This is a genomic window from Rathayibacter sp. AC182 (assembly GCF_979253875.1).
Genome location: NZ_CEEDEK010000005.1, coordinates 1,289,925 through 1,311,278, shown reverse-complemented (window position 1 = coordinate 1,311,278; position 21,354 = coordinate 1,289,925). Strand labels below are relative to the sequence as shown.

Sequence of the window (21,354 nt, the reverse complement as noted above, 5' to 3'; positions counted from 1 at the left end):
CGTGACCGGCCGTCATGCCGACCGCGCCGTGCGTGACGAGCCGCGGCCCGTCGGCGATGCCCTGCTCGAACATCCGCGCGACCGTCATCTGCAGCTCGTCGGCGCCGAGATCGCGCAGGGTCGTGACTCCGGCGCGGGCCGCCTTGCGGGCGTTGTTGGCGATGTGGAACACCCGCTCCTCGCGCGGGGTGATCAGCGGCCAGGAGGCGAAGTCGGCCGTGCCCGCGCCGGAGTAGGCGCCGAGGTGCACGTGGGTGTCGACGAGGCCCGGGATGATCGAAAGGGCCTCCTCGCCGCCGGGCGCCTGCCCGCGGGCGGGGTCGACGGCGGGGTCGACGGAGACGATCTCGTCGCCGCTCCACGCGAGGGTCGCGGTGCCGAGGGCGCGCTGCCCGTCCCAGACCGTGCCGGTGATGGTTCCGTTGCTGCTCATGCCGTTCCTCAGTTCTGTCCGGCCGTGAAGCGGACGGCCGCCAGTCTCTCGCCGATCGCCACGACCGCGTAGGCCACGACTCCCAGCGCCGTGATCACCGCGAGCGACGCCCACAGCTCGTCGTAGCGGAAGCCCGCCGACGCGCGCTGCACGGCTCCGCCCAGGCCCTTCCCCGTCGCCAGCCACTCGGCCAGCATCGCCCCGCTCAGAGCGGAGGGGACCGCCACCTTGGCCGCCGCGAAGATCGCCGGCACCGCGGTCGGCAGGGCGACCTTGAGCAGCACGTCCAGCGGCGATCCTCCGTAGACCGTCACCAGCTCGAACGACTCGCGGGACAGCGAGCGGAGCCCGAAGACGACGGTCACGAGCGCCCGGGAAGAAGACCGCGACCGGCTCCGACCACGGCGACCGCCGCGAGCCCGTTGCCGATCGCGAGCGTGATCAGCGGGGTGATCACGATCAGCGGCATCGACTTGAGCAGCATCGCGATCGGCATCACCGTGGCCTCGAGCGACCGGACGAGCACGAAGAGCACTGCGATCGCGAGGGCGACGAGCATGCCCGCGGCGTAGCCGATCAGAGCGTCGAGCGCGGTGACGCCGAGATTGCCGAAGACGACGGCGCGGTTCGCGGCGGCGTCCTCCTCGACGAAGAGGTAAGTCGCGACGTCGGTCGGCGTCTTGCCCAGCAGCGGCGAGACGTCGGCGATCGCGAGGAATGCGTACCAGAAGCCGATCGCGAGCAGCGCGGCGAGGGCGAGCGGGACCAGCTCGGCGCGGACGATGCGGAGCGCGAGGCGCGGCGTGAGGTCGCGGGCGCGGCGCGCGGGGGTGCGGGTGGCGGTGGCGGTCATACGACTCCTCCTGTGCGGCGCAGGATCGAGCGGCGCGTGGCGCGCGGAGTGCCGGTCACGCGGGGCATGACCCAGCGGCCGACGGCCGCGATGAGGGCGTAGCCGAGGATCGTGACCACTCCGCTCAGCACCGCGAAGGCCCAGGCGCGCTCGACGTCCATCTGGCGCTGCGCGACCGCGAGCGCGACTCCGAGGCCCGTCGTCACTCCGCCGAGGTACTCGCCGAGCACGGCGCCGAGGATCGCCGCGGGCACGCCGACCTGCAGCGCCGTGAGCGTCGCGGGCACGGCCGCGACGGCCTGCACCTTCACGATCTGCGCCCAGCGGCCGCCGCGGTAGGCCGCGACGAGGTCGAGCGCGGTGCGCGGCGCCGAGCGGACGCCCAGCAGCGCGCCGATGAGGGTGGTGAAGAAGACCAGCAGCGCGGCGAGGAAGATCGAGGTGGTCCGGCCGCCGAAGATCACGAGGATCACGGGTCCGACCGCCGTCAACGGGAGGCAGTGGCTGATCACGCCGATCTGCTCGATCACGCGGTGGGTCCACGGCAGCAGCAGCGCGACGACGGCGAGCGCCAGCGCCGCGAGGGTGCCCCAGAGGTAGCCCCACCCGGCCGCGAGCACGGTGTCGCCGACATTGCGGAGGTAGAAGAGCGGGCCGTCGCGGAGGAACGCGGCGACGATCGCGCCGGGGCTCGGCACGGCGCGGCTCTCGCGGTAGACGGTCTCGGCGAGGATCCACCAGACCGCGACGAAGACCGCGAGGCCGGCGAGGACGCGCCAGTTCGTGCGCAGCCGGGTCACCCCTCGTCCTCCATCGCCACGCCGTGCTGAGAGAACAGCAGGTCGGTGATGCGGTCCTCGATCGCGTGGAACTCGGGGCTGCGCAGCATCTCGACGGTGCGCGGACGCGGGAGGTCGATGTCGATGACCTCGACGATACGGCCGGGCCGGGGCGACATCACGGCCACCGTGTCCGACAGGAGGATCGCCTCGGCGATGCCGTGCGTCACCATCAGGGTGGTCGCCGGCCGCGCGGTCCAGATGCGCTGCAGCTCGAGGTTGAGCCGCTGGCGCGTCATGTCGTCGAGCGCTCCGAACGGCTCGTCGAGCAGGAGCAGATCGGGCTGCACCACGAGCGCGCGGGCGATCGAGGCGCGCTGGCGCATGCCGCCCGACAGCTGCGACGGGTAGGCGTCCTCGAAGCCGGTCAGCCCGACCAGGTCGAGCAGGTCGGGGATGCTGTCGCGCTTGGACGCCTGCCGCGTCAGCTCGAGCGGCAGGCGCACGTTGGAGCGCACCGAGCGCCAGGGCAGCAGCGCCGAGTCCTGGAACGCGATGCCCAGCTCGGCCTTCCGCTTGGTGCCGACGACGGGCGTGCCGTGGATCGAGACCGAGCCGGTCGTCGGCTTCTCGAGCCCGGCCAGCATCCGCAGGATCGTCGACTTGCCGCAGCCGGAGGGCCCCAGCAGCGACAGGAACGACCCGCGCGGCGTGACGAGGTCGACCTCGGCGAGCGCCTGCACCGACCGGGAGCCCAGGTCGAAGCGCTTGCTCAGGCCCGACAGGCGGATGCCCTCGGTGCCGTTCTCGGTGGTGGTCAACGTCTCGTCCTCTCGCGCGGGTCGTCAGGGGTGCTCGGGGCTCGGCCCTCGAGCAGCTCCGGGTGCTCGGGGCCTAGCCCTCGAGCAGCTCCGGGTGCTCCTCGTAGACCTCGTCGATCAGCGTGGTGTCGAACAGCTCGTCGGCGTCGAGCTCGATGCCGGTCAGCGCGAGGGAGGCGACCGACTGCTCCTGCAGCTCGTCGCTGATGGTGAGCAGGCCGTTCTCGTCGGTCTCGGGAGTGCTGATCAGCTCGGTCTGGGTGACCATGACCTGCGCCTGCTCCTCGACCTTGTAGTTCTGGTCGGCCGCGTAGTCGGTGACGACGGTCTCGGCGGTGGCCTCGGGGTCGGCGACGGCGTCCTGCCAGCCCTGCACGAGGGCCAGCAGCAGCGCCTTCACCTTCTCGCGCTCGTCGTCGATGCTCGACTGCGCGACCACGATCGTCTCGCCCACCATCGGCAGGCCGGTGTCGGCGAGCAGGAACTGCTGCGCCGAGAAGCCGCGCTGGTTGAGCGTGTTCGCCCCGGCGGTCGCGTAGCCGATGTAGCCGTCGACCTGGCCGGTGGTGAGCAGCGTGGAGTCGGTGAGGGGCACGCGGTTCACGTCGGACTCGTCGATGTCGTTGGCGGCGAGGAACGCGCGCCAGACGAGGTCGTTGCTGTCGCTGACCTGCCGATGGTCTTGCCGACCATGTCCTCGGGGGTCTCGATCGGGGCGTCGGTGAGCGACACGATCGCGAACGGGTTCTTCTGGTAGGTCGCTCCGACGATCTTCATCTCGGCGCCCTCCGAGATCGCGGGGCCGGTGATCAGGGGGAGGAGACGCCCGCGAACGCGGATCCGCTCGCGATGGCGGTCTCGGCGCCGGTCGCGCCGGTGCCGCCGGGGGTCAGGGTGACCGAGTCGAAGCCGGCGTCGGTGAAGTGGCCGTTCGCGTCGGCGAGGTACTCGCCGGCGAACTCCACGTGGGGGACCCAGGAGAGCTGCATCGCGGCCTCGCCGAACGAGCCCTCCTCGCCGGTCCCGGAGGCGCTCGCGTCGGAGCCGCTCGAGCAGGCGGTGAGGGCGGTGGTGGCGGCCAGGGCGACGGCGAGGACGCCGAGCGCGGCGCGGCGGCGCGACCGGGTGAGGACGGTGAGGGGCATGCGGGCTCCAATGAGGCGACGGGTGAGGTGGGGCGGGCCGGGGGAGGCGGGTTCCAGTCGACCGCAGTCGGGACGCCGAGCGCCTCGTCGCACGGAGGATTTCCGTCCGCGGTCCGCGCGCGCTCCTCGATGCAGGGGGAAACCGTGTTGCGGTCAGGTTTCCAGCCTGCCATCGCGGGTTTCGACTCCGCTCTGCGGGAGTGTGGGAAAGAGTCGCACCTGGAGTGCTGCACGATTCGAGGAACCTGGCGGGAGGCGGCCACGATGCGATCGGGCCGAGCCGCTCCGGGCACCCCCGGGAGGCCCACGCCGCGCACAACCTCAGCTGAGAAGGGGGTCCGACGGCTGACAACGGACAGACCCCCTTTTCAGCTGAGGTTCTGCGATCGGTCACTCCGAAGGACGCCCCGCGACGCCGCCCGAGCGCATTCGGCCCACCCGCTCGCCCACCCGAACCCCTGACGGGTGCCAGCGGACCTCGGGGGTGCGCTTCTAGGTTGAGGGACACCCGCCGCCGCGGGCATCGCCCCCAGGAGCCGCCCGTGTCCGATCCGTCGCTCGTCACCCGTGTGCCCGGAGAAGCGCTGATGCAGGCGCTGCGGGAGGCCATGTCACCGGAGCAGCCGCAGGCCTCCGCCGCCCGGCTCTTCGGGGCGAGCCCGATCCCGACCTCCGCGCGCAGCTGGTACACCGGCCTCCTCGGTGAGCTCGCGGTCGCCGACGAGCTCCGCTCCCTGCCCGAAGGGTGGCTGGTGCTGCACTCCGTGCCGGTGGGCGACCGCGGGAGCGACATCGACCACGTCCTCGTCAGCCCCGCCGGCCGGGTGCTCACGGTGAACACCAAGCACAGCCCGGGCGGACGGGTATGGGTCTCCCCGAGGGCCTTCCTCGTGAACGGGCAGCGGCGGCCGTACCTCCGCAACTCGGGCCACGAGGCCGCTCGCGCCGCGCGGCTCCTGAGCACGGAGACCGGCGGGAGCGTCGACGTGCTCGCCGTCATCGTGGTGGTGGGCGCGAAGCTCACCCGGAAGGGCACGCCCGAGGGCGTCGCGGTGATCACGATCCGCGAGCTGTCGGCGTTCCTCGCCCGGAACGCGTCTCCGACGCAGAGCGCGGTCTCGACGGAGCTCGTGCGCCACGCGGTCGTCCAGCCGCGGACCTGGACGCGCGGCAGCACGGCACCGGAGCTCTCGACCGATCACCTCGTGTGGTTCCTCGACCTCCGCGACCGCGTCCGCGCCGCCGCTCGACGCAGGAACGCCTGGGTGCTCACGGCGCTCGTCGGCTCTCTCGCCGTCCCCGTCGGTGCGTTCGCCGTGATGGCCGCGACGGTGACGTCGGTGGGCTTCTGAGCGGAGCGCCGCCTCAGGCCGGCGCCAGCTCCTGCAGGCCCGTCACCCGCAGCAGGTCGAGGCGCGCCTCGTCGCCCGATCCGGGGGCGGCCGTGTAGACGACGATCCGCAGGTCGCTGCCCGGCACGCTCAGCACGTCGCAGTCGATCGTCAGGGGTCCGACCGGAGTCGAGGTGAGCGTCTTGCGGCTCGACCGGTGCTCGGCGACGCGCGCCTCGACCAGCGGCGGGCGAAGTCGGGGACTCCGCCAGCAGCCGCGTCACGAGCTGCGCGAGCGCGCGATCGTCGGGGTAGCGGCCCACCGCGGTGCGCAGATCCGCCGTGAGGTCGGCCGCGAACTCCTCCTCGTGCCACTCGTCGAAGTCGGTGCCCGCGTGCCCCTGCGTGAAGTGCCGCCACACCAGGTTGCGGTCGAGCCCCGTGAGCGCCGAGGGATCGCCGTTCACCGCGGCCCAGAGCGGGTTCCACAGCAGAATGTCGTGGGCCGCGCTGAACACGGCGAGCGGCACGTCGCCGAGCCGGTCGACGATCCGCTGCACGCCCGGCGTGATGTGGCGCGGGACCTGCGCGCGGGTCGGCGGCGCGACTCCGGCGACCCGGAAGAGGTGGTCGCGCTCCTCCTCCGTCAGCCGCAGGGCGACGGCGAGCGCGCCGAGCAGCTGGGCCGACGGGTTCACGGCCCTCCCCTGCTCCAGGCGGACGACGTAGTCGACGCTGACGCCGGCGAGGGCGGCGAGCTCCTCGCGCCGCAGCCCGGCGGTGCGACGGCCGGACCCGGCGGGCAGGCCGACCTCGGCCGGGCGGACGCGCTCGCGCCAGGACCGCAGGACACTCGCGAACTCGCTCATGCCCCCATCGTCCTCCGTTCTCGGGCGCCGGTCCTGGTACCGGTGGTCCCCCTGTCGAGCGGTACCTGGGCGCCGTCGTCGACCTGCCGCACGCTGGGGACATGACAACGACACTGATCACCGGGGCCAACCGCGGCCTCGGACTCGAGACCGCCCGCCGCCTCGTCGAGGCCGGCCACACCGTCTATGCCGGCCTGCGCGACCCCGCCACGGGCGACGACGTCCGCGCGCTCGGCGCCCATCCCGTGCAACTCGACGTCGCCGACCAGGCGAGCGTCGACTCCGCCCTCGCCTCGCTCCCCTCCCTCGACGTCCTCGTGAACAACGCCGGCGTGCTCGGCACCTCGTTCGGCGTCGACGACCTCTCGGCGGAGGCGATGGCGAGCGTGCTCGAGACCAACGTGGTCGGCCTCGTGCGGGTGACGCAGGCCGCGCTGCCGCTGCTGCGCCGCTCCTCCGCCCCCGTGATCGTCAACGTGGCGTCGGGCGTCGGCTGGCCGCGCTCCCTGTCGACGGAGGGGCACGACGAGTTCCCCGTGCTCGCGGTGCCCTACGCGGCGTCGAAGGCGGCCGTGATCGCGCTGACCGTGCAGTACGCGAAGAACCTGCCCGCGATGCGGATCAACGCGAGCGACCCCGGCTACACGGCGACCGACTTCAACGGCAACAGCGGGCACCAGACGGTGACGGAGGGGACCGACGCGACCGTCGCGCTCGCCCTGCTCGGCGCCGACGGCCCGACCGGCGAGTTCCACGACCGGCGCGGGCGCATCGAGTACTGAGCTCGCGCGCCGCGCCGGACCGGGTGGCGGTCAGCTGCCGAGGGACGGAGTGTCGAGATCCGTCGGAGCCTCGGAGTCGTCCTCGGCGGGCGGAGTCGGGCGCGGCGCCTCGTCCCCGCGCTCCGCGGGCGGGGTCGGGTGCTCGCCCTCCGCGGGCGCGGTCGGGCGCTCGCCCTCCGCGGGCGGGGTCGGGCGCTCGCCGTCGGCGGGCGGAGTCGGGGCGCCCTCGGGAGGTGTGGGCAGCTCGCCGTCGGCCCCGGGCGCGGGGGCGTCGGGCGCTCCCCGTCGGCCGGCGGAGTCGGGAGCCCGGCGGCGCCCGGTCCGGCGGGTCCGCACTCGCCCGGCGCGGGGAGCGCCGGAGCCGTGCCCTCACCGGCCGCATCCGTCGCTCCGGGCGTCGGCGCCGTGCTCGACCCGGGCACGGGGCGGCGCTCGGCGTCGCCATCGCACTCGATCCCGGAGTCGACGAGGGCCCGGGTGCCGCTGCGAAGGCGGCCGTCGAGCCGAGGGCCGCGAGCCCGAGAGCTCCCGCCGCGATGCCGACCACGAGCCGGGTGCGGGGGCGGCGGGGCCGCGGGGCGTGTCGGTGGTGGTCTCGTCCATGGTGCTTCTCTCCTCCGTCCGGCGTTGCGGCGGACCTGGTCGGGCCCGGCTCGCCGCCGGTTCCTCATCAGACTCCGAAGCGGTTCTGAAGCCCCGCTTAAGAACAGCGTCCGCACAGGTGGCGCTGTGCCGGCCGATAACGGCCGCTCCTACGCTCAGCGGATGCCCTCCGCCGCCCGCGTCCTCCTCGTCGAGGACGACGACGTCCTCCGCTCCTCCGTCGACACCGCTCTGCGCAGCGAGCGCTTCACGGTCCGCGCCCTCGCGAGCGGCGAGGACCTCGCGCGGGAGGTCACCGCGTTCGCACCCGACCTCGTCGTCCTCGACTGGATGCTGCCGGGCCCGAGCGGCATCGTGCTGGCCGAGCGGATCCGCCGCTCCAGCGACGCCGCCGTGATCATGCTCACCGCCCGCGACGCGGTCGACGACTCGGCTCCGCGCGTTCGGCGAGGGAGTGGACGACTACGTGGTCAAGCCGTTCTCCCTCGCGGAGCTCGTCGCCCGGGTGACCGCGGTGCTGCGGCGACGCGGGCGCGTCCCGTCGATCATCGAGATCGGCGACCTGGTCGCGGATCCCGAGGCCGGTCGCGCGCGCCGCGCCGGTGCACTGCTCGACCTCACCGCGACCGAGTTCCGACTGCTCGCGTTCCTCGCGGGCAGTCGTGGACGCACGCTGACGAAGACGCAGATCCTCACCCAGGTCTGGGGCTACGACCATGTCGACCCCAACCTCGTCGAAGTCCACCTCAGCTCGCTGCGCAAGAAGATGGAAGTACACGGCGATCGCCTCGTCCACACCGTCCGCGGACTCGGCTACCGGGTGGACGCGTGAGCACCGTGCCGCTGCGCACCGGATCGCTCCGCCCGCACCGTCGTCGCGGTGCTGGTGCTGCTCACCGTGCTGCTGGCGGCCCTGTCGGTGACGGTGCAGGCCGTCCTCGGCGAGCGCCTCCGCTCGCAGATCGAGGGGCGGCTGGCCGATCGCGCCGCCGCCGCGGCCGCACTCGTGGGCACCCTCGGCGACGACGACCTGGCCGCCCGCCTGTCGGCGCAGGGCGTCTCGGTGCGCATCACGAGCCCCGACGGCGAGGCGGTCGTCGCGGGGCCGAGCCCGGAAGAGCTGCGCCGCGGACCCGGCAGCGGTCTGCCCTCCGGCCCCGGTCCCGCGCCCGAGACTCCGGCGGCGGCGAGCGCTCCGGCTGATCCGGCGGACACCGTCACCGTCGTCTCCTCCGCCGTCACCGCCGACGACGATCTCGTCACCCTCGCCTCGACCCTCAGCGACGGCACCGAGCTGGTCCTGACGGCCGACGGGAGCTCGGTCGGAGCGACGCTCGCCTCGCTGAACGGGATCCTGCTCGGGGCCTCGGCCGCAGTCCTCCTGCTCGCGGCGGCGGCGCTGATCGTGGTCGTCCGGGCGACCCTCCGGCCCCTCGAGCGGATGACCACCGTCGCCCGCTCGATCGCCCGCGGCGACCGCGGCCGCAGGCTCCGCCCCTCGCGCCCCTCGACCGAGCTGGGCCGCACGGCGTCCGCGTTCGACGAGATGCTCGACGACCTCGAGGCCGCGGAGAGCAGCGCTCTGGCGGCCGAGCAGCGGATGCGCGCCTTCGTGTCCGACGCGGCGCACGAGCTCCGCACCCCGGTGGCCGGCATCCGAGCCGCCGCCGATGCCCTCGTGCGCGCCGACGGCCTCGAGCGAGGAGCGCGAGCGGCTGGCCGTGCTCGTCGTGCAGGAATCGCTGCGTGCAGGGCGGCTGATCCAGGACATGCTGCTGATGGCGCGGCTGGACGAGGGGCTGGCCGTGCGCTGCGAGCCGGTCGACGCGTCGGCGGTCTGCGCCGCGGTGCTCGAGCGGCAGCGCCTGCGCCGACCCGGATCGCGCTCGAGCTGCGGAGCGCGGACGCGGCGCCGCTCGTTCTGGCGGATCCCGACCGGCTCGAGCAGATCGTGGGCAACCTGGTCGAGAACGCGGGGCGCTTCGCCCGCTCGCGCATCGAGGTGTCGATCGCCGCGACATCGGGCGGAGTCGCGCTGAGCGTCGCCGACGACGGGCCGGGCGTCGCCGAGGCCGATCGCGAGCGGGTCTTCGATCGGCTGGTGCGCCTGGACGATGCCCGCAACCGCGCCGACGGCGGCGCCGGACTGGGACTGCCGATCGCCCGCGGACTCGCGCGAGCGCAGGGCGGCGACCTCGTCTGCGAGCCGCGATCCGGCAGTGCGTGCTTCCGCGTGACACTGCCGGCGTCGACTCCGGCCGCCGCTCGCTCCGCCGCTCCGTCCGCCCGCTCTGCCGCTCCGTCCGCCCACTCTGCCGCTCCGTCGTCGCGCTCTGCCGCCCGCTCCGCCGCTCCGTCCGCCCACTCTGCGAAAATCGTCGTACTCGACTCCGAGCACGACGACTTCTGAGGACTCGACGACGGGTCGCTCGCCCCACTCCGCGGAGGTCGTCGCACTCGAGCCCGAGTACGACGACTTCCGAGGACTCGACCCGAGCAGAGCCGACCAACCGGCCCGCCACTCGCCAGAAGTTGCGGTGAACGCTCGCGCTTCCCGCAACTCCTGAGGAAGCGCCGCCACCGCGCCCGAATTTCGTTGGCCATGGCAACAAATCCTGCGAGCACCGGGCAGAATGAGCGCATGACGCAACGGAGCAACTGGGCGGGCACGTACGAGTACCACGCCGCCGACATCCCCGAGCCCGAGTCGATCGAGGAGGTGCAGTCCCTGGTCCGCTCGAGCGACCGGATCCGCGCCCTCGGGACCCGCCACTCCTTCAACGCCCTGCCCGACACCCCCGGCACCCTGGTGCACCTGGGCCGGATCGCGCCCGAACCGGTCATCGACGCCGAGGCGAGCACGATCACGGTCGGCGGATCGACGCGCTACGGCATCGTCGCCTCGCACCTGCACGCGGCCGGCTACGCCCTGCACAACATGGGCTCGCTCCCGCACATCTCGGTCGCCGGTGCGATCTCGACCGGCACCCACGGGTCCGGCGACCGCAACGCCAACCTCCTCCGCCGTCTCGGCGCTCGAGATCGTCACCGCCGACGGCTCGCTCCGCACGATCCGCCGCGGCGAGCCCGGCTTCGAGGGCGTGGTCGTCGGACTCGGCGCCTTCGGCATCGTGACCCGCGTCACCCTCGACATCCAGCCCACCTTCGACGTGCGGCAGGACGCGTTCGTCGACCTGCCCTGGGACCGCGTGCTCGACGACTTCGACGCGATCACCTCCTCCGCCTACAGCGTCAGCCTCATGACGCACTGGTCGAGCCCGACCGTCGAGCAGCTGTGGCTGAAGACGAAGGTCGAGAAGGGGAGCGTCGCCGACGTCGACGCGACGCACCTGGGCGCGGTCGCCGCCTCCGCGAGCCTCTTCGCCGTGTCGGAGGGAGTGGACTCGAACCTGAACCCGTTCGGCGGGTCGGTCGGGCCGTGGTCCGAGCGGCTGCCGCACTTCCGCCTGGACCGCGAGCCGAGCGCGGGCGACGAGATCCAGAGCGAGTACATGGTGCCGCGCGACCGCATCCGCGAGGCGATCGTCGCACTGCGCGCCATCGGCGACCGGATCGACGAGGTGCTGCTGATCACGGAGCTGCGCACCATGGCGGGCGACGACCAGTGGCTGTCCCCGGCGTCCGGTCGCGACAGCGTCGGCATCCACTTCACGTTCGCGAAGGACCGCGCCGGAGTCGACGCCGTGCTGCCCGCCGTCGAGGGCGCGCTGCTGCCGCTGGGCGCGCGCCCGCACTGGGGCAAGCACTTCCTGGTCGGAGCGGACGAGATCGCCCTGCTCTACCCGCACCTGCCCGAGTGGCGCGCGCTGGTGGGCGAATGGGATCCCTCCGGACGCTTCGCGAGCGACTTCGTGCGCGAGCGCCTGCTGGCCGACGCCCTTCCACGAGATGCCACTCCGGTACACGACACGCCGATGCCGGCGTACCGGAGTGGCATCTCGCGGGCTCGTCAACGGGGTGATGGCGGCGGGAGTCGGGTCGTAGCGTCGGAGGGGACGAGAGGGAGGCACCATGCCCGCACGCGACGAGATCCCGTCGACCATCGAGCGCTCCGACAAGCACGCGCAGGACCTCTGGTCGGCCGCGCACGACTCCGCCGTCGAGAGCTACGGAGAGGGCGAGCGCGCCCACCGCACCGCCTTCGCCGCGCTGAAGCACGAGTACGAGAAGGTCGGCGACCACTGGGAGCGCAAGGACGAGAAGGGTCCGTCCGACTCGCGAGGCCGCCGAGCGCGGCACCGACGGCGGCGGAGAGACGGCGGGCGGAGTCGACGCGAACGCCTCGAAGGCGCACCTGATGGACCTCGCCAAGCGCCTCAAGATCTCCGGCCGCTCCCGCATGACGAAGGACGAGCTCGTCGAGGCACTGCAGAAGGAGAACGCCCGGCAGACCCGCAAGGCCCGCTGACTCCCCTGCTGGTCGAGTGGCCGCGCAGCGGCGCATCGAGACCCGCCACCGCCCGGAGACGGGGATCTCGATACGCCCGCTCCTCGGGCTACTCGATCGGCAGACCCTGCTGGTCGAGTAGCGCCGCCGGCGGCGTATAGAGACCCTCCCCGCCCCGTCACCGCAGCAGTACCGGCCCCGCTCCGATCGCGACGCGGAACAGCGAGTACGGATACGCGCGCAGGTCCACTCCGCCCTGGTAGTCGGCCTGGCGGTGCAGCTGGTTCGCCGTGAAGTAGAGGTGCTCGTCCGTCGCGACCGACATCGTGTCGGGCCACAGCATCCGCTCGTCGTGGACCAGCGTCTCGAGCACGCCGTCGGTGCGCCGGCGCAGGATCGCGTTGTGCTCGTAGTCGGTGGCGTAGAAGCGGCCGAGCGCGTCGGTCTCGAGTCCGTCCGATCCGCCGCCCTTGTCGCCCTCGTCGACGACCGTCGCCGAGACCTCGTCGTCGGACACCGCCCGGTCGGCGAGCGCCGCCGTCGAGACGCTCCACCAGCGCCGCGAGACGAGCGGGCAGTACCAGAGCCGCTCGCCGTCGGCCGAGATCGCGATGCCGTCGGCACCCATGGTGACGGGCTGCGGATCGCCGTCCTCGGGCCGCTTCATCAGGACGCGTCCCTCCGCCACAGCCACCATCTCGGGCGGCGTGAGCGCCTTGGTCGAGGGGTGCTCGTGCAAGCGGCGCCAGGCCGTGCCCGATTCGAGGTCGACCACGATCAGCCCGTTGGGGCCGGAGTCGGCGGAGTCGGTGATGTACGCGACCCCGCGGCGCAGATCGAAGCGCACGTCGTTGAGGTAGGTCGTCGGCAGGGCGACGTCGGGCTCGAAGACGATGACCTTCTCGACCGTGTCGGTGGCGAGGTCGACGCAGACGAGCTTCGGTCCGCCCCGCTCCGTCGGCTGGAACAGCGGACTGCCGGTGTCGAGGATCCACAGCCGGTCGGCCGGATCGACGACGATGCTCTGCACCGAGACGAGCGCGGTCTCGTCGTGGTCGCTCGCGGGGCTGTTCCACTCCTCGCTCGGGAACGGCACCGCCACTCCGTCGCGCAGCTCGACGACCGTCGCCGGCACCTCGTCGCCCCACTTCGGGAAGTTCACGAAGATCCGCCCGGTGTGCGACACGCTCACCCCGGTGGGCATCGGCCCGCTCTCGAACGCGTGCACCAGCTCGAGCTCGCCGACCGGCTCGTCGACCGGCCTGGTCTCGCGTCCGGCGTCGTGCTGTCCCCAGAAACCCATCGGATGCCCTCCTCGCGTCGGCCGCGCGGCTCGCGACCTCTGTTCGACGCTAGGCATGCGGGGCGCGGAGCGGGGGCCGCTTGACAGGTCGCGGAGGGGCGGGGCAGAGCGGGACGGGCGCGCTCAGCGCAGCGAGTCGCGCACCTCCGCGAGCCCGAGCTCGAGCTCGGCGAACGTCGTCGACAGCGGCGACAGTCCGATCCGGATGCCGTCCGGGTTCCGGAAGTCGGGGATCACGCCCTCGCCTGCAGCTCCGGCACCAGCGCGGCCGACTTCTCGTGGTCGACGGTGACGTGCGATCCGCGGGCGGCGGGATCGCGCGGAGTCGCCACGCGGGCGCCGAGCGGCACCAGCCACTCGTCGATCAGCTCGAGCGCGTACGCCGTCATCGCCTCGGACTTGGCGCGGATCGCGGGCATCCCCACCTCGGCGATCAGCGCGATCATGTCCTGCATCGCGAGCATCCCGGTGATCGGCGGCGTGCCGCTGAGGAAGCGCCGCATCCCCTCGGCGGGACGGTAGCCGGGACCCATCTCGAACATGTCCGCGACGCCCATCCAGCCCTGGATCGGCTGCGCCAGCGACTCCTGGTGCCGCACGGCGACGTACGCCCAGGCCGGCGCTCCGGGACCCCCGTTCAGGTACTTGTAGGAGCAGCCCACGGCGAGGTCGGCGCCCCACGCGTCGAGCCGCATCGGCACGGACCCGACAGAGTGGGAGGCGTCCCACAGCACGAGCGCGCCCGCGTCGTGCGCCTGCGCGGTGATCGCCGCGGCGTCGGCGAGGAAGCCCGAGCGGTAGGCCACGTGACTGAGGAGCACGAGAGCGGTGCGGTCGCCGAGGACGGGCGCGAGCTCCTCGGGCCGCACTCCCGCGTTCGGATCGGACGCGACCCAGAGCAGCGTTGCTCCGGTCTCGGCCGCGATGCCCTCGAGCACGTAGCGGTCGGTCGGGAAGTTGTCGCTGTCGACCACGATCTCGTCGCGGCCGAGGGGCAGCTGGTGCGCGAGGGCCGCGCGGGCGAGCTTGTAGAGCAGCACGGTGGTGGAGTCGGCGACGACGGTCTGCCCGGCCGCCGCTCCCAGCGCCGCGGCACCGAGCGCGTCGCCGACGGTGAGCGGCATCCCGAGCCAGCTCTCGGACCAGCCGCGGATGAGGCGGCCGCCCCACTCCTCCTCGGCGAAGCGCTGGAGCCGCTCGATACTGGCGCGCAACGGCCGCCCGAGCGAGTTGCCGTCGAGGTAGGAGCGCACCTCGGGGGTGCGGACGAAGAGCTCGGGGTACTGCGCGAGCGGGTCCCGGGCGTCGAGGGGATGCATGCCCTCACCCTACGGTCGCGGCGCGTGCGGCTCCGGGGGTGGACGGCGCCCGCTTCTCGCGACCCACTCCTCGAAAGTCGTCGTACTCGAGCCCCAGTACGACAACTCCTGCGGACTCGAGCACCTTCACTCTCTCGCCCCCGCTGCCGCCGCCGCCGACTCCTCGAGAATCGTCGTACTCGAGCCCCAGTACGACAACTCCTGCGGACTCGAGCACCAGCCCGCTTTCCCAGCACCCCCACGACCCTGAGAAATCAACGAGCAGACGCGGATCCGCCCTGCACCTACCGTCGATGCAGGACGACCCCCACCCTCGACCCTCCGAGCCGCCCCATGCCCGCACCCACCATCGGCCTGCACGTCTCGCACGAGCAGCTCGACCCCCGCACCGCCCTCGACGTCGCCCGCCGCGCCGGCGAAGTCGGCTTCACCGAGGGCATGTGCTCCGACCACCTCACGCCGTGGAGCGAGCGGCAGGGCGAGTCCGGCTTCGCCTGGTCGTGGCTCGGCGCCGCGCTCGCGTCGACTCCGCTGGGCTTCGGAGTCGTCAACGCACCCGGCCAGCGCTACCACCCGGTGATCATCGCGCAGGCCGCCGCGACCCTCGAGCTCATGAATCCGGGCCGCTTCTGGGTCGCACTTCGGCAGCGGTGAGGCGATGAACGAGCACGTCACCGGCGAGCGCTGGCCCGCCAAGCCCGAGCGCAACGCCCGCCTCCGCGAGTGCGTCGACATCATGCGCGCCCTGCTCGCCGGCGAGGAGGTCAGCCACCGCGGTCTCGTCACGGTCGATCGGGCCCGCGTCTGGTCGCTGCCCGCGATCCCTCCGCCGTTCGTCGGAGCCGGAGTGACGGCCGCCACCGCGGGCTGGCTCGCCGAGTGGGCCGACGGCTTCGCGACCATCTCCCAGCCCGAGGACAAGCTGCGCCGCACCATCGCCGCCTACCGCGACGCGGGCGGTCGCGGCGAGGTCATCGTGCAGGCCCAGGTCGCGTACGTGCCCTCGCAGAGCGGAGGCGGCGCGCCGCCCGCAGACTCGCCCACGACCAGTGGCGCACCAACATCTTCGAGCCGCCGCTCTGCTGGGACCTCGACACGACCGAGCACTTCGATCTCGCCGCCGAGCGCACCACCGAGGACCAGGTCGCCGAGTCCGTGCTCTGCACCGACTCGGCCCAGGAGCTCTCGGACGCGATCGCGCTCTACGCCGACTGCGGCGCCGACCGCGTCTACCTCCACCACGTCGGCAAGGAGCAGGACGAGTTCCTCGACGCGATGGGCACCACCGTCCTCCCCGACTTCCAGGAGCGCTCCGCATGAGACTGACCGACACCAGCGACCTGTGGTGGCGCTCCGCCGTCTACTACAACCTCGACGTGAAGACCTTCATGGACTGGAACGACGACGGGGTCGGCGACCTCGAGGGCCTCGCGCACCGCATCGACTACCTCGCCGAGCTCGGCGTGAGCTGCCTCTGGCTGGCGCCGTTCTACCGTTCGCCCGGCAAGGACAACGGCTACGACATCAGCGACTTCTTCGGGGTCGACGAGCGCTACGGCCACCACGGCGACGTCGTCGAGGTGATCCGCACGGCGCACGACCGCGGCATGCGCGTGATCATCGACCTGGTCGTGAACCACACGTCCGACCAGCACCCCTGGTTCCAGGCCGCGCGCTCCTCCCCCGACAGCCCGTACCGCGACTACTACGTCTGGCGCGACGAGCCGCCGGCCGACCAGCCCGCGAACGTCTTCCCCGATGCGGAGGACGGCGTCTGGTCATTCGACGAGGAGGCCGGCCAGTACTACCTGCACAACTTCTACCGGCACCAGCCCGACCTCAAGACGGACAACCCGGCGGTGCGGGACGAGATCGCGAAGCTGGTCGGATTCTGGCTGCAGCTCGAGTCGACGGCTTCCGCGTCGACGCGGTCCCGTTCCTGATCGAGCCCGGCGCGCACGACGAGCACGAGTGGCTCCGCCTGCTGCGCCGCTTCGTCTCGCGCCGCTCGGGCGAGGCGATGATGCTCGGCGAGGTCAACGTGAGCCGCGACCAGCAGCTCGCCTTCTTCGGCGGATCCGACGCCGACGAGCTCTCGATGCAGTTCGACTTCATCGCGAACCAGCGCCTCTACCTGGCGCTCGCCCGCGGCGACTCCGCGCCGCTGGTCGAGGCGCTCGCGAGCCGTCCCGAGATCTCGGTCGGCAGCCAGTGGGCGAACTTCGCGCGCAACCACGACGAGCTGACCCTCGACCAGCTCGAGGACTCGGAGCGCGACGAGGTCTTCGCAGCGTTCGCCCCGGACGAGTCGCAGCGGATCCACGGACGCGGCATCGTCCGCCGCCTCCCCACCGATGCTGGGCGGCGATCCCCGACGCCTCCGCATGGTCTACAGCCTGCTGTTCTCGCTGCCCGGCGCCCCGGTGCTCTACTACGGCGAGGAGATCGGCATGGGCGAGAACGTCGGTCCCGGGCCGCAGCGCCGTGCGGACCCCGATGCAGTGGAGCTCGGCCGCGAACGGCGGCTTCTCGCGGGCCGACGCGTCGGATCTGATCGCGCCCGTCACCGGGGACGGCTTCGGCCCCGAGCACGTGAACGCCGCCGATCAGCTCAAGGCCCCGGAGTCGCTGCTCGCGCATCTGAAGGGCCTCGCGTGGCTCTACCGCCGCTCCCCCGAGATCGGCTGGGGCGAGTACACGCACCTCCTCGCCGACGAGTCGTGCGTCTTCGCGCACCGGATGTCGGCCTCGACCGGTTCGACCGTCGCGGTGCACAACTTCGCCTCGAGCCCGCGGACGGCGGCGCTGACCCTGCCCGACGTGCAGCCCGGCGCGCGCCTGGTCGACTCGCTGAGCTCGGAGGAGTACCCCGTCGGGGACGACGGCGCGGTGTCGATCCCGATCGACGGCTACGGCGGCCGCTGGTTCCGCCTGCTGTCGGACGGCTCCCGCCGCCTGGTCTGACGCGGGCGCCCGGTCGCCCGACTCCGACTGCGGCCGCGACCCCGCAGAAGTTGTCGTACTCGACGCCCAATACGACAACTTCCGCGTACTCGGGGCGATGCTCACCGCGCCCGAACCACCCGGCCGGCGACTCCGCAGAAGTCGTCGTACTCGACCACCCAGTACGACAACTCCTGCGGACTCGAAGGGAGTCCGGCAGCCGCGGGGGTCGGGCCGCTCAGCGCACCCCTGAGAATTCGCGAGGCGTTCTCACGGCGAGCATCCCTACTGTTGCTCCGTGGATCTCGACACCCTTCTCAACATCGGCCTCGTCGTCCTCTTCGTGCTGATCGGAGGAGTGTTCGCCGGCACCGAGATGGCGATCGTCAGCCTCCGCGAGAGCCAGGTCCGCGCGATCGAGGCGCAGGGCGAGCGCGGGGCCCGCATCGCGACCCTCGTGCGGAACCCCAACACGTTCCTCTCGGCCGTGCAGATCGGCGTCACGCTGGCCGGCTTCTTCTCGTCCGCCTACGGAGCGTCGACCATCGCGCCCGACCTCGCCCCGCCGCTCGAGGCTCTGGGCCTGTCGGCCGGAGTCGCCTCCACCGTCGCCTTCATCGGCCTCACGCTGGTCATCGCCTACCTCTCGCTCGTGCTCGGCGAGCTGGTGCCCAAGCGCCTCGCGATGCAGAAGTCGGTCGCGTTCACCAAGGTCCTGGCCCCGCCGCTCAACGGTTTCGCGCGCCTGATGCGCCCCGTCATCTGGCTGCTCTCGGTCTCGACCGACGGCGTCGTGCGCCTGCTCGGCGCCGACCCGCGCGAGAAGGGCGAGAGCGTCTCGGCCGACGAGGTGCGCGACATGATCTCGAGCAACACCGAGATCCACGAGGACAGCCGCCGCCTGCTGACCGACATCTTCCGCGCCGACGACCGCCGCGTCGCCGAGGTCATGCGCCCGCGACCGGACGTGGACTTCCTCCGCGGCGAGCCCCTCGAGGAGGGCTACCGCGCCGTCCTCGACCAGCCGCACTCCCGCTACCCCGTGGTGGGCGAGAACCGCGACGACGTGCTGGGCTTCGTGCACGTCCGCGACCTGATGGCCGCGTTCCCGGACGCCGCCCAGGAGGGCACCGCGAGCAGCGTCGCCGACATCACCCGGCCGATCCTCGCGGTCCCGGGATCGACGAAGGTGCTCGCAGCGCTGCGCACGATGCGGCAGGACGGCCATCAGATCGCCGTCGTCGTCGACGAGTACGGCGGGACCGACGGCATCATCACGCTCGAGGACCTGCTCGAGGAGCTGGTCGGCGAGATCTACGACGAGTACGACGGCGCCCGGCAGGAGGTCGACGCGAAGGCGGCCGAGCAGCTGCACGACCTCGACGGAGGCATGATCCTCGAGGACCTCGAGGAGATGCTCGGCGTCGAGCTGCCCGACGGCCCCTACGAGACGGTCGGCGGCTACATCCTCGACCGCATCGGCCGAGTGGCCGTGGTGGGCGACTCGATCGTCATCGGCGAGCACCTCCTCCGCGTCGCCGAGACGGATCGCTACCGCATCTCGCGCGTGACGCTCACCCCGCAGCCGGCCTCGTCGACCTCCGCGGACCCGGCCGAGCCGAGCGCGTAGCCCCCGCGTCCCGCGGCGACCGAGTCGCAGCGGCCGAGCCGCGCGCCCCCGCGCCCTTCTCCGGCAGCCGCGTCCCGACCCCTCACGGCAGCCGCGTCTCGACCCACCGCGTCGCCGGGAGCCCGCGCATCCCCGGACGCGCGGAGCCAGAGCCCGCCCGCGAACGGCGTGCGCCGCCCGCTCGTCGGCCGACAGGTCGCGCGACGCCGAGCTCACGACCGCCACGTCGAGCCCCTCGCCCGCGAAGGCGATGCTCGAGGAGTGCGGCGCGTCGACCTCGATGCCCTCACCCTCGACGAGGCGCCCCTCGGAGTCGTAGACCCGCACCCCGGAGCCGCCCCAGATCGCGACCCAGAGGCGCCCGTCGGCGTCGACGGTCATCCCGTCGGCGAAGACGCCCTCCTCGAGCTCGACGAACGTCTCGCGCGCGCCGTGCGACCCGTCGGAGTAGGGGCGGCGGAAGATCACGCCGGACTCGGTGTCGATCGAGTACATCACCGCGCCGTCCGGCGACCAGCCGAGCCCGTTCGAGAGCCGCAGGTCGTGGTCGAGGACGGTGACGGATCCGTCGTGCTCGAGGCGCAGCAGCACGTCGTCGCCGACGGACTCGCCGAGGGTCAGGGAGCCGACGACGAGCCGGCCCTGCGGGTCGATCGAGCCGTCGTTGAAGCGGTGCCCCTCGGGCAGCAGCTCGGAGCCGCGCGTGAGCGACCCGTCGACCTCGAGGATCGCGAGGCGGCGGGTCAGCGCGACGAGCACGCGCCCGTCGCCCAGCGGCAGCGCGCAGCCCACCTGCTCGCCGACGTCCGAGCGCGAGACGGCGCCCAGCCCCTCGGCCCCGAGCGGCGCCGACAGCACCGCTCCGGACTCGATGTCGACCCAGGTGAGGCGGCCGGTGGAGGCGTCCCAGACGGGGCCTTCGCTGAGGACGTAGGAGGGGGTGCCTCGCGGGCGTCGCGACGATCATGGACTCAACCCAGTCAGCTGCCGCCCCGGCACGGGCTCCGGGGTGGACGAGCCGGTGGAGAAGCGTGCCGACCCACGAGTGGGGAGGAGCGCCGCCTCCCGAAACGCACTGTTCTACACCCGCGCGGCACCACTCCGATAGCCCGGCGATACGAATCCGCCGCAGGGCTATCGTCTGATCTCGCCGCGACCGGATGAGGGCTGCACCGAGCGAACCGGGGCGACAGGAAGGCGTTCGCCATGTCGACCACCGACACCCTCGGGGCCCCGTCCGGAGCCTCGTCCCCGCCCGGATCGACCGGCTCCCGTGGACCCGGTTCCACTGGTCGATCGTCGTCGGACTCGGATTCTCCTGGGTCCTCGACGGACTCGAGATCCAGATCGTCGCGAGCGCCGGCTTCGCGAGAGAGTTCGACCTCTCGGCCGCCCAGGTCGGCGTGCTCGGCACGGTCTACCTCGTCGGCCAGATCGCGGGCGCCCTGATCTTCGGCCGACTGAGCGACAAGCTGGGCCGCCGCAAGCTCTTCATCCTGACCCTGGTGATCTACCTCCTCGCCAGCGGCATCGCGGGATTCTCGCCGAACTACGCGTTCCTGGCCGTGTTCCGCTTCTTCGCGGGCATGGGCATCGGCGGCGAGTACGCGGCGATCAACTCCGCGATCGACGAGCTGATCCCCTCCAAGTACCGCGGACGCGTCGACATCGCGATCAACGGCACCTACTGGGGCGGCGCCGCGCTGGGCTCCGCCGCCAACCTCTTCTTCCTCAACGACGAGATCTTCGCCGAGAACATCGGCTGGCGGCTCGGCTTCTTCCTCGGCCCGATCCTGGGCCTCGCGATCATCTACCTCCGCCGGCACATCCCCGAGAGCCCCCGCTGGCTGATGACGCACGGCCGCGAGGAGGAGGCGGAGCGCACCGTCGACGAGATCGAGCGGCGCGTGGAGAAGGAGGGGCGTGCTCGAGCCGGTCGATGACGCGAAGGCCATCACGGTGAAGGCCACCGAGAGCATCCCGTTCCGCACGATCGCGCGGGTCCTCATCCGGCAGTATCCGAAGCGGACGCTGGTGGGCGCGACCATGATGGTCACGCAGTCCTTCCTGTACAACGCCATCTTCTTCACCTACGCACTGGTGCTCGAGAACTTCTACGACGTGGAGCAGAGCGC

General features: G+C 72.5%; 21 protein-coding genes and 9 pseudogenes. 16 read left to right on the top strand and 14 right to left on the bottom strand.

All coding sequences use genetic code 11. The annotated features are described in order from the left end of the window. Positions 1-31: 31 nt before the first annotated feature. The 8 genes and pseudogenes from AC0CII_RS18090 to AC0CII_RS18055 all read right to left on the bottom strand — a co-directional run. Positions 32-433, bottom strand: a pseudogene (locus AC0CII_RS18090) (amidohydrolase family protein); the annotation flags it as partial. An 8-nt stretch (positions 434-441) separates the two neighbouring features. Further along, positions 442-798, bottom strand: a complete 357-nt coding sequence (locus tag AC0CII_RS18085) for an ABC transporter permease (protein ID WP_465230238.1) — start codon at positions 796-798, stop codon at positions 442-444. Then, positions 795-1,286: a hypothetical protein gene (locus AC0CII_RS18080; protein ID WP_465230237.1), complete on the bottom strand. Its 492-nt coding sequence runs from the start codon at positions 1,284-1,286 to the stop codon at positions 795-797. Before AC0CII_RS18080 ends, AC0CII_RS18085 begins: the two co-directional genes overlap by 4 nt. Beyond that, positions 1,283-2,086, bottom strand: a complete 804-nt coding sequence (locus AC0CII_RS18075) for an ABC transporter permease (protein ID WP_207407936.1) — start codon at positions 2,084-2,086, stop codon at positions 1,283-1,285. The genes AC0CII_RS18080 and AC0CII_RS18075 overlap by 4 nt, the downstream gene beginning before the upstream one ends. Further along, the gene (locus tag AC0CII_RS18070; protein ID WP_251947046.1) at positions 2,083-2,886 is read right to left on the bottom strand and encodes an ABC transporter ATP-binding protein; all 804 of its coding nucleotides are present in this window, start codon (positions 2,884-2,886) and stop codon (positions 2,083-2,085) included. Before AC0CII_RS18070 ends, AC0CII_RS18075 begins: the two co-directional genes overlap by 4 nt. 73 nt (positions 2,887-2,959) lie before the next feature. After that, positions 2,960-3,505 carry an ABC transporter substrate-binding protein gene (locus AC0CII_RS18065; protein ID WP_465230983.1) on the bottom strand — a complete coding sequence of 182 codons (546 nt, stop codon included), beginning with the start codon at positions 3,503-3,505 and terminating at the stop codon, positions 2,960-2,962. Beyond that, positions 3,487-3,663, bottom strand: coding sequence for an ABC transporter substrate-binding protein (locus tag AC0CII_RS18060; protein WP_465230236.1), 177 nt, complete (start codon positions 3,661-3,663; stop codon positions 3,487-3,489). Before AC0CII_RS18060 ends, AC0CII_RS18065 begins: the two co-directional genes overlap by 19 nt. Before the next feature lie 32 nt (positions 3,664-3,695). Then, positions 3,696-4,031, bottom strand: a complete 336-nt coding sequence (locus tag AC0CII_RS18055; RefSeq protein ID WP_465228148.1) for a hypothetical protein — start codon at positions 4,029-4,031, stop codon at positions 3,696-3,698. Positions 4,032-4,618: 587 nt separating this feature from the next. On the opposite strand from AC0CII_RS18055, the pseudogene AC0CII_RS18050 reads away from it, so the two are divergent. Further along, a pseudogene (locus AC0CII_RS18050) lies at positions 4,619-5,023 on the top strand (nuclease-related domain-containing protein); the annotation flags it as partial. A gap of 206 nt (positions 5,024-5,229) precedes the next feature. Here AC0CII_RS18050 and AC0CII_RS18045 read toward each other — a convergent pair. Next, on the bottom strand, positions 5,230-6,231 hold the full coding sequence (locus tag AC0CII_RS18045) for a helix-turn-helix transcriptional regulator (RefSeq protein WP_465230235.1): 1,002 nt from the start codon (positions 6,229-6,231) through the stop codon (positions 5,230-5,232). Between the two features lie 101 nt (positions 6,232-6,332). Here AC0CII_RS18045 and AC0CII_RS18040 point away from each other — a divergent pair, with 101 nt between their 5' ends. Beyond that, positions 6,333-7,013 carry an SDR family NAD(P)-dependent oxidoreductase gene (locus AC0CII_RS18040; RefSeq protein WP_465226900.1) on the top strand — a complete coding sequence of 227 codons (681 nt, stop codon included), beginning with the start codon at positions 6,333-6,335 and terminating at the stop codon, positions 7,011-7,013. 30 nt (positions 7,014-7,043) lie between these two features. Here the strand turns inward: AC0CII_RS18040 and AC0CII_RS18035 are convergent, their stop codons facing one another. Both AC0CII_RS18035 and AC0CII_RS18030 read right to left on the bottom strand, forming a co-directional pair. After that, a complete protein-coding gene (locus tag AC0CII_RS18035) occupies positions 7,044-7,349 on the bottom strand; it encodes a hypothetical protein (RefSeq protein WP_465230234.1) in 306 nt (101 codons plus the stop codon). 33 nt (positions 7,350-7,382) lie between these two features. Further along, positions 7,383-7,616, bottom strand: a complete 234-nt coding sequence (locus AC0CII_RS18030; protein WP_465230233.1) for a hypothetical protein — start codon at positions 7,614-7,616, stop codon at positions 7,383-7,385. Positions 7,617-7,778: 162 nt separating this feature from the next. On the opposite strand from AC0CII_RS18030, the pseudogene AC0CII_RS18025 reads away from it, so the two are divergent. The 6 genes and pseudogenes from AC0CII_RS18025 to AC0CII_RS18000 all read left to right on the top strand — a co-directional run. Beyond that, a pseudogene (locus AC0CII_RS18025) lies at positions 7,779-7,985 on the top strand (response regulator); the annotation flags it as partial. 97 nt (positions 7,986-8,082) lie between these two features. Beyond that, positions 8,083-8,448: a response regulator transcription factor gene (locus tag AC0CII_RS18020; RefSeq protein ID WP_465230232.1), complete on the top strand. Its 366-nt coding sequence runs from the start codon at positions 8,083-8,085 to the stop codon at positions 8,446-8,448. 48 nt (positions 8,449-8,496) lie between these two features. After that, the gene (locus AC0CII_RS18015) at positions 8,497-10,026 is read left to right on the top strand and encodes a HAMP domain-containing sensor histidine kinase (RefSeq protein WP_465230231.1); all 1,530 of its coding nucleotides are present in this window, start codon (positions 8,497-8,499) and stop codon (positions 10,024-10,026) included. Between the two features lie 192 nt (positions 10,027-10,218). Continuing rightward, a pseudogene (locus AC0CII_RS18010) lies at positions 10,219-10,569 on the top strand (FAD-binding protein); the annotation flags it as partial. A 307-nt stretch (positions 10,570-10,876) separates the two neighbouring features. Next, positions 10,877-11,434, top strand: a pseudogene (locus AC0CII_RS18005) (D-arabinono-1,4-lactone oxidase); the annotation flags it as partial. Positions 11,435-11,648: 214 nt separating this feature from the next. Further along, positions 11,649-12,045, top strand: a pseudogene (locus AC0CII_RS18000) (ChaB family protein). Between the two features lie 157 nt (positions 12,046-12,202). Here the strand turns inward: AC0CII_RS18000 and AC0CII_RS17995 are convergent. Both AC0CII_RS17995 and AC0CII_RS17990 read right to left on the bottom strand, forming a co-directional pair. Next, entirely contained in the window at positions 12,203-13,327 is a 1,125-nt protein-coding gene (locus AC0CII_RS17995; RefSeq protein WP_465226905.1) for an L-dopachrome tautomerase-related protein, read from the bottom strand. Between the two features lie 123 nt (positions 13,328-13,450). After that, positions 13,451-14,646 (bottom strand): annotated as a pseudogene (locus tag AC0CII_RS17990) (kynureninase). A gap of 333 nt (positions 14,647-14,979) precedes the next feature. Here AC0CII_RS17990 and AC0CII_RS17985 point away from each other — a divergent pair. The 7 genes and pseudogenes from AC0CII_RS17985 to AC0CII_RS17955 all read left to right on the top strand — a co-directional run bounded on the left by AC0CII_RS17985 (position 14,980) and on the right by AC0CII_RS17955 (position 19,219). Next, positions 14,980-15,300 carry an LLM class flavin-dependent oxidoreductase gene (locus AC0CII_RS17985; RefSeq protein WP_465230230.1) on the top strand — a complete coding sequence of 107 codons (321 nt, stop codon included), beginning with the start codon at positions 14,980-14,982 and terminating at the stop codon, positions 15,298-15,300. 4 nt (positions 15,301-15,304) lie between these two features. Next, positions 15,305-15,547, top strand: a pseudogene (locus AC0CII_RS17980) (LLM class flavin-dependent oxidoreductase); the annotation flags it as partial. After that, a complete protein-coding gene (locus tag AC0CII_RS17975) occupies positions 15,526-15,966 on the top strand; it encodes a hypothetical protein (RefSeq protein ID WP_465230229.1) in 441 nt (146 codons plus the stop codon). The pseudogene AC0CII_RS17980 and the gene AC0CII_RS17975, both read left to right, overlap by 22 nt. Beyond that, positions 15,963-16,589: an alpha-amylase family glycosyl hydrolase gene (locus tag AC0CII_RS17970; protein ID WP_465230228.1), complete on the top strand. Its 627-nt coding sequence runs from the start codon at positions 15,963-15,965 to the stop codon at positions 16,587-16,589. The genes AC0CII_RS17975 and AC0CII_RS17970 overlap by 4 nt, the downstream gene beginning before the upstream one ends. Positions 16,590-16,666: 77 nt before the next feature. After that, positions 16,667-17,200, top strand: a complete 534-nt coding sequence (locus AC0CII_RS17965) for a hypothetical protein (RefSeq protein WP_465231129.1) — start codon at positions 16,667-16,669, stop codon at positions 17,198-17,200. Then, the gene (locus tag AC0CII_RS17960; RefSeq protein WP_465230982.1) at positions 17,143-17,610 is read left to right on the top strand and encodes a hypothetical protein; all 468 of its coding nucleotides are present in this window, start codon (positions 17,143-17,145) and stop codon (positions 17,608-17,610) included. Before AC0CII_RS17965 ends, AC0CII_RS17960 begins: the two co-directional genes overlap by 58 nt. A gap of 277 nt (positions 17,611-17,887) precedes the next feature. After that, positions 17,888-19,219 (top strand): hemolysin family protein, encoded by a 1,332-nt coding sequence (locus tag AC0CII_RS17955; protein ID WP_465230227.1) that lies wholly within the window; start codon positions 17,888-17,890, stop codon positions 19,217-19,219. Positions 19,220-19,483: 264 nt separating this feature from the next. Here the strand turns inward: AC0CII_RS17955 and AC0CII_RS17950 are convergent. Then, positions 19,484-20,092 (bottom strand): annotated as a pseudogene (locus AC0CII_RS17950) (SMP-30/gluconolactonase/LRE family protein); the annotation flags it as partial. A gap of 287 nt (positions 20,093-20,379) precedes the next feature. Here AC0CII_RS17950 and AC0CII_RS17945 point away from each other — a divergent pair. Then, on the top strand, positions 20,380-21,162 hold the full coding sequence (locus AC0CII_RS17945; RefSeq protein WP_465230226.1) for an MFS transporter: 783 nt from the start codon (positions 20,380-20,382) through the stop codon (positions 21,160-21,162). Positions 21,163-21,354 lie beyond the last annotated feature (192 nt).